Source organism: Pseudomonas sp. A6 (assembly GCF_052367875.1).
In the GTDB taxonomy this organism is placed as follows: Bacteria; Pseudomonadota; Gammaproteobacteria; order Pseudomonadales; family Pseudomonadaceae; genus Pseudomonas; species Pseudomonas citronellolis.
The window spans coordinates 2,191,492-2,203,371 of the sequence record NZ_CP198970.1; the positions used below are offsets into that span (position 1 = coordinate 2,191,492).

Genomic DNA, 11,880 nt, shown 5'->3' on the forward strand with positions numbered 1-11,880 from the left:
GGCCCGGCCGTAGCCGGCCAGTGGCCGCGGCGGACAGGCTGCTGTCTCTCCGGACACGCCCATTCAGGCCGCGAAGCTCCCCGCTCGGGCGCATTCGCCGGGTCGATGGAGCCTGCCTCAGGGGTTCTCCGGGTCGTGTCCGAGGGACTGCAGGAACAGTGAGAACAGCTCCGGCTGCGAGGAGATGTCCAGCTTGGCGTAGAGGTGCCGGCGGTGCACCTTGATGGTCTCCGGGGAGATGGCCAGGCGCTCGGCCATGGCCTTGGAGGAGTAGCCGCGCAGGATCAGCCGGGCGATCTCCAGCTCGCGCTCGGAGAGCACCCCGGCGCCGAAGTGGCTGAGGGCGTCGCGCACCTGGGTGGCCACGCCCTCCGGGTTCGCCGGCAGCAGGCGCTGGCTGCGCTGCTGCCAGTGCTGCTGCATCAGCGCCAGCACCCAGGGGCAGAGCATCGCCAGCAGGCCGCACTGTGCGGCGTCGAACGGCTTGCGCATGCCCAGGGACAGCGACAGCGCGCCCTGGCCGGGCAACTGCAGGATGAACTGCACCTCGTCTTCCAGCACGTTGTCGTGGAAGTAGTTGAGGAAGTACTCGCTCTGGCGGAACTGGTCCGGGGCGACTTCCTCCAGGCGGTACAGGCCGCTGGGCAGGCCTTCGCGGCAGGCCTGGTAGAAGGGGTCGAGCTGGTACAGGCCGCTGAGGTAGGCGGGCATGGCCGCCGAGACGGCCTGTGGATCGGCGTCGTATTCCTCCAGCGCCACCGGGATGGCGTTGGCGGGGTAGAAGGCCGCCAGGGCGTTGTCGAACGGCAGCCACTGGTGCAGCAGCAGGATCAACTGCTTCCAGAAGCGCGGCTGGCCGATCTGCTCGATGGCGCGGCCGAGGTTGGCGTGCATGCCGACTTCGCGAAACAGGTTGTGCATCCCCGGGGCTCCGGCGCGAAAGGTCACCCGGTTTCCTCTTTTTCAGGCCCCGCCGTCAAGGGGCGTAACCCCAAATGGTGATTGGCCGCCAGGGCCCGGCCGCCCAGACTGCGGGCCATGCAGCGCCCCGCGCAGAGGGCGCCACAAGGGTTTTCGTTCCTGCCTCAACCGCCAATAACAATTCGAGGAAAACGACATGAGCTCTCCCGCAGCGCCGGACGGCGCGCTCAAGCCCAGCCTGGGCGTGTTCGACGTGGTCGCCATCACCGTCTCGGCGGTCACCCCCGCCAGCAGCGTATTCGTCATCGCTCCCTTCGCCATCCAGCAGGCCGGCAGCGGCGCCTTCCTGGCCTTCGTCATGGCCGCGGCGCTGGCGCTGATGTTCGCCTGGTGCTACGCCGAGCTGGGCCGCGCGCACAGCTCGGCCGGCGGCGAGTACGTCTACGCCAAGCGGGTGTTCGGCGGCATGGCCGGCTACGCCACCTTCCTCGCCGTGCTGGTCTCGCTGCTGTTCATCCCGCCGGTGCTGGCCACGGGCGCGGCCACCTACCTCAACGGCGCGCTGGGCACGCAGTTCGACACCCAGACCGTGGCCCTGGTCATAGTCGCCGCCAGCTACGTGCTGGGCATCCTCAACATCCGCGTCAACGCCTGGGTCACCGGGGTCTTCCTGCTCTGCGAAGTGGCCGCGCTGCTGGTGATAGTGGTGCTCGGCTTCGGCCACGCCAGCCAGCCGCTGAGCGTGCTGCTGCAGCCGCAGACGCTGAGCGGCGGCGTGCTGGCGGCGGCGCCCTGGGCGCTGGTGATAGGCGCGGTGGGCACAGCGGTGTTCTCCTACAACGGCTTCGGCGGCGCGGTGCTCCTGGCCGAGGACATGAAGGACGGCGGCCGCAGCGTGCACCGCGCGGTGCTCTGGTCGCTGGTGCTGGTGGTGGTGATCGAACTGGTGCCGCTGACCGCGCTGCTGATCGGCGCGCCCTCGCTCAAGGACATGCTCGCCAGCCCCGACCCCATCGGCTACCTGCTCACTGCCCACGGCAACGCCACGCTGTCGCGGCTGGTCAGCGCCGGCATCTTCCTCTCGGTGTTCAACGCCATAGTCGCGATCGTCATCCAGGTCGGCCGGGTGATCTTCAGCAGCGGCCGCGACGCCCTCTGGACGCCAACGCTGAACCGCGCCTTCACCCGCATCCACCCGCGCTGGGAGTCGCCCTGGCTGGCCACGCTGTTCCTCGGCGTGCCCTCGGCGGCGCTGAGCTTCAGCTCCAACCTGGAGGAACTGACCTCCTTCACCGTGTTGCTGCTGGTGCTGATCTACCTGGTGGTGGCCCTGTGCGCGCTGTTCAGCCGCGTGCTGCGCCGCGACCGCGAGCACCCCTACCGCATGCCGCTGTGGCCGCTGCCGGCGCTGCTGGCGGTGGTCGGCGCCGGCTATCTGCTGCTCAACCTGCTGCTGGACGCCTCGGCGCGGGATGTGATGACCATTATCGGGATACTGGCCGTGTCGGTGATTCTCTACGGCACCTACGGCAAGTTGAGCCCGGCTTTCCAGAAACTCTGAAGACCACAGGAGTCCCCATGCGCGCTCGTCAACTCGGCATCACCCTGGGCCTGGGCACGCCCGGCGCATTCAATGCCATCACCGATGTCCCCGGCGTCCGCGTCGGCCACAGCACGCTGATCGCCGAGCGCGATGGCAAGCAGGTGTGCACCGGCGTCACCATTGTCCAGCCCCGCGCCGGCGAGGCCCGCCTGCAACCCTGCTTCGCCGGCGTCCATGTGCTCAACGGCAACGGCGATGCCACGGGCCTGGAGTGGATCCGCGAGGCCGGCCTGCTGACCACGCCGATCGCCATCACCAACACCCACAGCGTCGGCGTGGTGCGCGACGCCCTGGTGGCCGCCGAGCGCGACGCCCTGGGCGACCCGGCAGTGTACTGGTGCATGCCGGTGGTGATGGAGACCTACGACGGCCTGCTCAACGACATCTGGGGTCAGCACGTCGGCCCCGAGCAGGTGCGCCAGGCCCTGGCCGGCGCCGAGTCCGGGCCCGTGGCCGAAGGCCCGGTGGGCGGCGGCACCGGGATGATCTGCCACGAGTTCAAGGGCGGCATCGGCAGCGCCTCGCGCAAGCTGCCGGCGGAGCAGGGCGGCTGGACTGTCGGTGTGCTGGTCCAGGCCAACCACGGCCAGCGCCGCGAACTGCGCGTCGACGGCTACCCGGTGGGCCGGGTGCTGGGCGACATTCCCTCGCCCTTCGCGGAAAAGGGCGAGCCGGGCATGGGCTCGATCGTGGTCATCATCGCCACCGACGCGCCGCTGCTGCCGCACCAGTGCCAGCGCCTGGCGCAGCGCGCCTCCATCGGCATCGCCCGCACCGGCGGCGGCACCGAGGACAGCAGCGGCGACATCTTCCTGGCCTTCGCCACCGGCAACCGGGACCTGCCGCCGGCCGACTACGGTCGCAAGGGCCTGCCGCAGAGCACGCCGCTGCAGATGCTCAACAACGAGCACATCTCGCCGCTGTTCGCCGCGGCGGCGGAAGCGGTGGAGGAAGCCATCGTCAACGCCATCCTGGCCGGCCGCGAGATGAGCACGGCGGACGGCACGCTGGTGCCGGCATTGGGCGGGGAGCGCCTGCTGGAGGCGTTGCGCGAGGTGGGGTGGCGGCAGCGCTGAGGAGGCGGGGGTTCCGTCCGCGATTCATGCGTAGGTCGCGCTCCTACCTGGGAATGACATCGGCGCGCGGGTTTTCCCTCACCCCAGCCCTCTCTCGGAGGGAGAGGGGGCTGGTCCGTGCCGAGAGGCGGCCTGGTTTCAGCCGGCAATCCCTGTGCTGGCCGGCTAACGCCGAAATACCAACGCACTCCGAACGGTCCCCTCTCCCTCTGGGAGAGGGTTAGGGTGAGGGGGCCGCAGGCCTGCCCAGGCCATGAGGCACGGCATTTCCCCTGCCCGCGAATCGCGCGCAGGGCGCGCTCCTACAGGGGAATGGAGTGGTGGGGCCGCGTAGGAGCGGATCTCATCCGCGAATCGCGCCGGGACGTCCGGCCATCGCGGACAAGGTCCGCTCCTACGGTACGGGCAGGCCCGGCTTCTCGTAGGAGCGAGCTTGCTCGCGAACAAACGCTGTGCCATGCGGTTCGCGAGCAAGCTCGCTCCTACGAAGAGCGCCTCGGCGCAGCGGGCGCTATCAGTTACCGCTGTAGATCTGGTCGAACACCCCGCCATCGGCGAAGTGGGTCTTCTGCACCGTGCGCCAGTCGCCGAAGGTCTTCTCCACCGAGAAGAAGTCCACCTTCGGGAAGCGGTCCGAGTATTTCGCCAGGATCGCCGGGTTGCGCGGGCGCAGGTAGTTGTCGGCGGCGATGGTCTGGCCCTCGTCGGACCACAGGTACTTCAGGTAGGCCTCGGCCTGTTCGCGGGTGCCTTTCTTCTCGACCACCTTGTCGACCACCGCCACCGGCGGCTCGGCCTCGGCGGAGACGCTCGGGTAGACCACCTCGAAGCCGCCGCGGCCGAATTCGCGGGCGATCATCTCGGCCTCGTTCTCGAAGGTCACCAGCACGTCGCCGATCTGGTTCTGCATGAAGGTGGTGGTCGCCGCGCGGCCGCCGGTGTCCAGCACCGGCACGTGCTTGAACAGCTGGCCGACGAATTCCTTGGCCTTGGCTTCATCGCCGCCGTGCTTGAGCGAGTAGCCCCAGGCGGAAAGGTAGGTGTAGCGGCCGTTGCCCGAGGTCTTCGGGTTGGGCACCACCACCTGCACGCCGTCCTTGAGCAGGTCCGGCCAGTCGTGCAGGCCCTTGGGGTTGCCCTTGCGCACGATGAACACGGTGGCCGAGGTGAAGGGCGCGCTGTTGTTCGGCAGGCGGGTGGCCCAGTCCTTCGGCACCAGGCCGCCGTTGTCGGCCAGGGCGTCGATGTCGGTGGCCTGGTTCATGGTGATGACGTCGGCCGGCAGGCCGTCGATCACCGAGCGCGCCTGCTTGCTGGAGCCGCCGTGGGACATCTGGATGGTGATCTTCTCGCCTTTCTCCGCTTCCCAGTGCTTCTGGAAGGCGGGGTTGTACTCCTTGTAGAAGTCGCGCATCACGTCGTAGGAGACGTTGAGCAGCGGCGGCGCGGCCTGGGCGGCGCCGGCCAGGGCCATTCCGGCGGCCAGCAGGGAGGCGGCGAAGAGTCGTTTCACGGGCGGTTCCTTCTCGGCAGTGTTGGATCGCCCGATTATGCCCATGGGTTATATGGCGCTTAAATACCCAAAGGCTATTTGCTTATGCAGGGACGCGCCCCGCGGGGCGCGTCGCCTGGCTCAGCGCTTCTCGCCCAGGCCCGCCTCGCCGGCTGCCGGCTCCTCGGCCAGGCAGGCCGCGGCGGTGAAGATCACGTCGGTGGAGGAGTTCAGCGCGGTTTCCGCCGAGTCCTGCAGGATGCTGATGACGAAGCCCACCGCCACCACCTGCATGGCCACCTCGCCGGAGATGCCGAACAGCCCGCAGGCCAGCGGGATCATCAGCAGCGAGCCGCCGGCCACGCCGGAGGCGCCGCAGGCGCACACCGCCGAGACCACGCACAGCAGCAGGGCGCTGGGCAGGTCGATGGCGATGCCCAGGGTGTGGGCCGCGGCCAGGCTCAACACGCTGATGGTCACGGCGGCGCCGGCCATGTTGATGGTGGCGCCCAGCGGGATCGACACCGAGTAGGTGTCCTCGTGCAGGCCCAGGCGTTCGCACAACTGCAGGTTGACCGGGATGTTGGCCGCCGAGCTGCGGGTGAAGAAGGCGGTCACGCCGCTCTCGCGCAGGCAGGTGAAGACCAGCGGGTAGGGGTTGCGGCGCAGCTTCCAGAACACGATCGCCGGGTTCACCACCAGCGCCACGAAGAGCATGCAGCCCAGCAGCACGGCGAGCAGCTGCAGGTAGCCGAGCAGGGCATCGAGGCCGGATTCGGCGAAGGTGCTGGCCACCAGGCCGAAGATGCCCAGCGGGGCGAAGGCGATCACCACGCGGACGATCAGCGTCACCCCGCCGGCCAGGTCGTCGAGCAGGTCGCGGGTGCTCTGCCGGGCATGGCGCAGGGCCAGGCCGAGGCCCACGGCCCAGGCCAGGATGCCGATGAAGTTGGCCTCCAGCAGCGCCTTCACCGGGTTGCTGGCGACGCTGAACAGCAGGCCATTGAGCACGTCGCCGATGCCGCCGGGCGGAGCGTTGCCGCTGGCCGGGGCGTCGAGCACCAGGGTGGAGGGGAAGGCGAAGCTGGCCGCCACCGCCACCACCGCGGCGGCGAAGGTGCCCAGCAGGTACAGCGCCAGGATCGGTCGGATGTGGGTGCGCTGCCCGGCCTTGTGGTTGGCGATGGAGGCGCACACCAGGACCAGGACCAGCACCGGCGCCACGGCCTTGAGCGCCGCGATGAACAGTTTGCCGAGCAGGCCGACGGCCAGGGCGGCGTCGGGGGCGACCAGCGCCAGGGCGATGCCGGCCAGCATGCCGACGAAGATGCGCATCACCAGGCTGCTGCGCTGGATGCGTTGGAACAGGGTGGGGGAGGGAAGCGTCATGACCTTACCGCTGCTTGCAAATGGAAACGCGAACCCGGCGGGCCGCGGAAGGGCGCGGATTATGCCGTCACGGGCGGGAAAATGCGCGGCGGTCGTCGGAAACCAGGCCCACGCCTCGCCAGCATGGCGGCGTGGAGCCGGGCCGGCCTTGACCTATGCCGGCCTGGATGGGATTGCCATGTGACATGGCGTCACGGTTGGCGGTCAGCGCAGGCATTCCGCGTGCAGGCGCATCTCGCCGATGCGTTGCACGGCGCCGCGCATGTGCACGCGGAAGTCGTCCTCGACACGGATGCGCAGCTGGCCGCCGGCCAGGTGCACGCGAACCTCGCCGTCGCAGTAGCCCTTGCGCCGTGCCATGGCGGCGGCCGCGCAGCTGCTGGTGCCCGAGGCCAGGGTGTAGCCGGCGCCGCGCTCCCAGATTTCCACGCGCAGGTCGTTGCGCCCGAGCACCTCGACGAATTGCACGTTGCTGCGGTTGGGGAACAGGGGGTGGCGTTCCAGCAACGGGCCGAAGGTCTTCGCCAGTTCCGCCGAGGTGCGTTCGACGAACACCACGCAGTGCGGATTACCCATGGAGACCGCGTTGAGCCGGAAGGCCTGGCCTTCCAGCTCGACGGGCAGGTCCAGGGCCTCTGGCGTGGCGACCTGCACGGGAATGCGGGCGCTGGCGAATTCGGCGTGCCCCATGTCCACTTCGACTTCGCGGCCCTGGTCGAATACCTGGCTGACTACTGGCCCTGCGACTGTGACGATGCGGAAGGGGGCGTCGCCCACCAGGGCCTGGTCCCACAGGTAGCGCGAGAAGATGCGCAGGCCGTTGCCGCTGCGTTCGGCCAGGGAGCCGTCGGGGTTGAGGATGCGCAGGCCGAAGCCATCGTCGCCGTGCCCGTCGGGCACCAGGATGCCATCGGAGCCGAGGCCACGATGGCGGTCGCAGATGCGCACCACGGCCGCGTCGTCGAAGGGGAAGGGCGTGGTGTCGGCGTAGACCAGGTAGTCGTTGCCCAGGGCGTGGTACTTGTGGAAGCGCATCGCGGGTCGGGTTCCAGACGGCGGGGGCCTTGCACTATAGCCAGCCCCGCGCGCGCCTGGCCAATCCGCCTCAGCTACCGGCCAGCGGTGCGCGGCGCGAGGCCGGGCGCAGCAGGCGTTCGCCCAGCAGCACTAGCAGGCAGGCGAAGATGAAGGGCGCGGTCATGAAGGGGATGCCCAGGGCGACCATGGCCTGTCGCAGGATGAGCGCCAGCACGGCGCCGGCCAGCGGGGCGAAGGGGCCGGGGCCGCGCAGGGCCAGGGCGAGGGCGGCGAGGGCGCTGTTCATGCCGAGCAGGCCGCTGTGCACGTCGCCCTGGGGAATGCCGGCGAACACCGCCACCGGCAGCACCATCACTGCGCCGAACAGCGCCCAGGTGGCGGCGCGCGGCGCGCCCAGCAGCAGGCCGAGGAAGATCAGCGCGCCGGCCAGCGGGGCATCGAGGAAGATCACCTGGCCGAAGGCGCGGGACGTGGCTTCGAGCAGCGTCGGCAGCGGCAGCTCGACCAGCCCGGCCAGGGGCGCGGCAGTTGGCAGCGACAGCAGCGTGCCCAGCGCCGGCAGCGTCCAGCCGAGCAGGACGAAGGCCAGGGTGTAGGGCGGCAGGCCGTGGCGCTGGCGCGAGGCGCGCAGCAGCAGGCGCTGCAGCAACACGCTGGCGAGGCTGGCGAACAGCGCGAGCGCCACCAGCATGGGCGACCAGGCGAACTTCAGCGGCAGCAGCAGGCCGATCAGCACAGCATTGTAGCCGTACAGGCCGGCGTCTATGTCGCCCTGGCGGCAGCGCAGCAGGTGGGCGAAGGCCGGGCCGGCAGCGGCGCCGATCACGGCGCCGGGGAGCAGGCCGGGGGCGCAGGCGCCGATCAGGGCCAGGCAGAGCAGGCCGAACAGCGGCGAGGGTTGCAGGAACACCTGGCTGAAGCCGCGCAGCCAGAGGCTCAGTAACGGTAGTGGGCGCATCGAGGGTCTGGGCAGTTGAAGGGGATGTCCGGGGCGTCTCCGGTTCCGCATCGGCGGCCGTGCCCTCCATCGGGGGAGGGCATCGCGGGAAGCTCCGTGGGCTGTGTCAGCGGGCGCATTCTGCCATGGCACCATTTTGGGGCGTGAATAAAAAAGAGGCCGGTCCCCGGGATCGCCGGAGGGTGGCCTCGAATGTCCATAGCCTGCGTGGGAGGGTGCGAGGGTGGCTATGGCCGACAGAACTGCTGGCCGTTCAAGGCCAATCCCGGACGGACGGGGTCGCGGCCCCGTTTTCCCGGCCCCGTCCGTCCGGGAGTGACGCGGTGTGGAACCAGGCTTTGGCAGGGTTCCGGAACTCTGTTTTTTCTCTCTCCAGGTTTTTCCTGAAGAGGGGGGAGGGGGCCAGGCCTGGCTCCGGTGTTGGCGGTGGGCCTGGTTCCCTCACCCTAGCCCTCTCCCGGAGGGAGAGGGGACTTGCGTGGCAGAAGGTGGGGCGCCGGAGTTACCGGTGGCGCCTGGTTCCCTCACCCCAGCCCTCTCCCGGAGGGAGAGGGGGCAGTCCGGCGTGGCCGGTGACTCCGGCGTTACGCCTTCTGCCGTTCAGCTCCCTCTCCCGCTTGCGGGAGAGGGTTGGGGAGAGGGGCTCTTTGCTCTTCAGGCCGACAACGCCGGCGCCACCGTCTCGATCCTCAACATATTGGTACTCCCCGGCTGCCCGAACGGCAGCCCCGCCGTCACCACCACGGTATCGCCACGCTGGGCCATGCGTTGGGCCAGGGCGATCTCCAGGGCGGTGGCGCAGATCTCGTCGACGTGGGCCAGTTGCTCGTTGACCACCGAGTACACGCCCCAGGCCACGCTCAGCCGCCGTGCCGCCTTGAGGTTGGGCGTCAGGCTGAGGATCGGCGCCTTCGGCCGTTCCCGCGAGGCGCGCAGGGTGGAGCTGCCGGACTCGGTGTAGTTGACCAGCACCGCCACCGGCAGGATGCGGCTGATGCGGCGGATGGCGCAGCTGATGGCGTCGGACACGGTGGCGTCCGGCTCCGGGCGGTTCAGTTCCAGTTGGCCCTGGTAGTCCGGTTCGGCTTCCACCTGGCGGATGATCTTGGCCATCATTTCCACCGCTTCCACCGGGTACTGGCCGGAGGCGGTCTCGGCGCTGAGCATCACGCAGTCGGCGCCCTCGCTGACCGCGGTGGCCACGTCGGTGACCTCGGCGCGCGTCGGCGCCGGAGAGAAGCGCATGGATTCGAGCATCTGCGTGGCCACCACCACCGGCCGGCCGAGCTGGCGGCAGACCTGGATGATGCGCTTCTGGATGCCCGGCACGTTCTGCGCCGGCACTTCCACGCCGAGGTCGCCGCGGGCGACCATGATGGCGTCGGCCAGGCGGGCGATCTCTTCGATGCACTGCACCGCCGAGGGCTTCTCGATCTTGGCCATGATGAAGGCCTTGTCGCCGATCAGCGCGCGGGCTTCCTCTATATCTTCCGGGCGCTGCACGAAGGACAGCGCCACCCAGTCCACGCCCAGCTCCAGGCCGAATTCCAGGTCGCGGCGGTCCTTGGCGGTCAGTGGGCTGAGCTTGAGCACCGCCTCGGGCACGTTGACGCCCTTGCGGTCGGACAGCTCGCCGCTGTTGAGCACGCGGGTCTCGATGGCGTCGCCGTGGTTGTTCAGCACCTGCAGGCGGATGCGCCCGTCGTCCAGCAGCAGGCTCATGCCCGGCTCCAGGGCCTGGATGATCTCCGGGTGCGGCAGCGTCACGCGGCGCTCGTCGCCGGCGGCGTCCATCAGGTCGAGGGTGAAGCTCTGGCCTTTCTGCAGCATCACCGCGCCGTTCTCGAAACGCCCGACGCGCAGCTTCGGCCCCTGCAGGTCCATGAGGATGCCGATGGGCGTGCCCAGCTCGGCCTCCACTTCACGCACCCACTGGTAGCGCTGGGAGTGGTCGGCGTACTCGCCGTGGCTGAAGTTCAGGCGGAACAGGTTGGCGCCGGCGTCCACCAGGGCGCGGATGTCCTCGCGGCCCTTGATGGCCGGGCCGAGGGTGGCGAGGATCTTGACCTTCTTGTCGCTGTTCATTGCTCGTCACTCTCGAGGATCAGGATGGCGCGGAAGTCGTTGACGTTGGTGCGGGTCGGCCCGGTGACCACCAGGTCGTCCAGTTCGGCGAAGAAGCCGTAGCCATTGTTGTCGTCCAGTTCGTGCAGCGGGTTCAGCCCGGCGGCCAGCGCGCGCCGGTAGCTGCATGGGCTCATCAGCGCGCCGGCGTTGTTCTCCATGCCGTCGATGCCGTCGGTGTCGCCGGCCAGCGCCCAGATGCCCGGCTCGCCCTTGAGCGCGGCGCTGAGGCTGAGCAGGAACTCGGCGTTGCGCCCGCCGCGGCCCTTGCCGCGCACGGTGACGGTGGTCTCGCCGCCGGAGAGCAGCAGGCAGGGCGCGGCCAGCGGCTGGCCGTGCTTGCGCACCTGGCGGGCGATGCCGGCGTGGACCTTGGCCACGTCGCGGGATTCGCCTTCCAGGTCGCCGAGGATCAGCACCTCCAGGCCGGCGGCGCGGGCCTTGGCGGCGGCCGCGTCGAGGGCCTGCTGCGGCGTGGCGATGAGGGTGAAATAGCTGCGCGACAGGCAGTCGTCGCCGGGCTTGACGGTCTCCGAGCGCGGGTCTTCCAGCCAGGCGCGGATGTGCGCCGGGGTGTCGATGGCGTAGCGCTTGAGAATGGCCAGGGCGTCGGTGGAGGTGGTCGGGTCGCCCACGGTGGGGCCGGAGGCGATCACCGTGGCCTCGTCGCCGGGCACGTCGGAAATCGCGTAGGTGTACACGCTGGCCGGCCAGCAGGCGCGGGCCAGGCGACCGCCCTTGATGGCCGAGAGGTGCTTGCGCACGCAGTTCATTTCGTCGATGGCGGCGCCGGACTTGAGCAGCGCCTTGTTCAGCGCGCGCTTGTCATCCAGGGAGATGCCTTCGGCGGGCAGGGCGAGCAGGGCCGAGCCGCCGCCGGAGAGCAGGAAGATCACCCGGTCGTCTTCGCTCAGGTCGCTGACCAGCTCCAGCACGCGGCGGGCCACGCGTTCGCCGGCGTCGTCCGGCACCGGGTGCGCGGCTTCCACCACTTCGATGCGTTGGCAATTGGCGCCGTAGCCGTAGGGGGCGACCACCAGGCCGTCCACCTGCTCGTCCTTCCAGTGCGCCTCGACCACCTCGGCCATGGCCCCAGCGGCCTTGCCGGCGCCGATGACGATGGTGCGCCCGCCATGCACCCGCGGCAGGTGGCGGGCCAGCGTCTGCGCCGGGTGGGCGGCGGCGATGGCGGTGTCGAACAGCTCGCGCAGCAGGGCGCGTGGGTCGAGGCTCATCTGGGGCTCCTCAGGTGCTTGTCGTTGTTCTTTATTGCGGCATT

Annotated in this window: 9 protein-coding genes; 2 read left to right on the forward strand and 7 right to left on the reverse strand. The window is 69.7% G+C overall.

What is annotated here, in order from left to right; all coding sequences use genetic code 11:
- Positions 1 to 117: 117 nt before the first annotated feature.
- Positions 118 to 921 (reverse strand): LuxR family transcriptional regulator, encoded by an 804-nt coding sequence (locus ACTWJ5_RS09960; RefSeq protein ID WP_043317234.1) that lies wholly within the window; start codon positions 919 to 921, stop codon positions 118 to 120.
- 196 nt (positions 922 to 1,117) lie between these two features.
- Between ACTWJ5_RS09960 and ACTWJ5_RS09965 the strand changes: the two genes are divergently transcribed.
- Both ACTWJ5_RS09965 and ACTWJ5_RS09970 read left to right on the forward strand, forming a co-directional pair.
- Complete coding sequence (locus ACTWJ5_RS09965) at positions 1,118 to 2,482, forward strand: APC family permease (RefSeq protein WP_256514779.1); 1,365 nt, start codon at positions 1,118 to 1,120, stop codon at positions 2,480 to 2,482.
- A gap of 17 nt (positions 2,483 to 2,499) precedes the next feature.
- Complete coding sequence (locus ACTWJ5_RS09970) at positions 2,500 to 3,600, forward strand: DmpA family aminopeptidase (protein WP_074980377.1); 1,101 nt, start codon at positions 2,500 to 2,502, stop codon at positions 3,598 to 3,600.
- A 514-nt stretch (positions 3,601 to 4,114) separates the two neighbouring features.
- On the opposite strand, the gene ACTWJ5_RS09975 is transcribed toward ACTWJ5_RS09970, so the two are convergent.
- The 6 genes from ACTWJ5_RS09975 to ACTWJ5_RS10000 form a co-directional block, all read right to left on the reverse strand.
- Positions 4,115 to 5,113 carry a sulfate ABC transporter substrate-binding protein gene (locus ACTWJ5_RS09975; protein ID WP_074980378.1) on the reverse strand — a complete coding sequence of 333 codons (999 nt, stop codon included), beginning with the start codon at positions 5,111 to 5,113 and terminating at the stop codon, positions 4,115 to 4,117.
- A 120-nt stretch (positions 5,114 to 5,233) separates the two neighbouring features.
- On the reverse strand, positions 5,234 to 6,481 hold the full coding sequence (gene sstT / locus ACTWJ5_RS09980; RefSeq protein WP_074980379.1) for a serine/threonine transporter SstT: 1,248 nt from the start codon (positions 6,479 to 6,481) through the stop codon (positions 5,234 to 5,236).
- A 204-nt stretch (positions 6,482 to 6,685) separates the two neighbouring features.
- Positions 6,686 to 7,516 carry a diaminopimelate epimerase gene (gene dapF / locus ACTWJ5_RS09985; protein ID WP_074980380.1) on the reverse strand — a complete coding sequence of 277 codons (831 nt, stop codon included), beginning with the start codon at positions 7,514 to 7,516 and terminating at the stop codon, positions 6,686 to 6,688.
- 70 nt (positions 7,517 to 7,586) lie between these two features.
- Positions 7,587 to 8,477 carry an urea transporter gene (locus tag ACTWJ5_RS09990; RefSeq protein WP_444438379.1) on the reverse strand — a complete coding sequence of 297 codons (891 nt, stop codon included), beginning with the start codon at positions 8,475 to 8,477 and terminating at the stop codon, positions 7,587 to 7,589.
- 654 nt (positions 8,478 to 9,131) lie between these two features.
- On the reverse strand, positions 9,132 to 10,562 hold the full coding sequence (gene pyk / locus ACTWJ5_RS09995) for a pyruvate kinase (protein WP_249919328.1): 1,431 nt from the start codon (positions 10,560 to 10,562) through the stop codon (positions 9,132 to 9,134).
- Positions 10,559 to 11,836 (reverse strand): glycerate kinase type-2 family protein, encoded by a 1,278-nt coding sequence (locus ACTWJ5_RS10000; RefSeq protein ID WP_249919329.1) that lies wholly within the window; start codon positions 11,834 to 11,836, stop codon positions 10,559 to 10,561. The genes pyk and ACTWJ5_RS10000 overlap by 4 nt, the downstream gene beginning before the upstream one ends.
- Between the last annotated feature and the right edge of the window lie 44 nt (positions 11,837 to 11,880).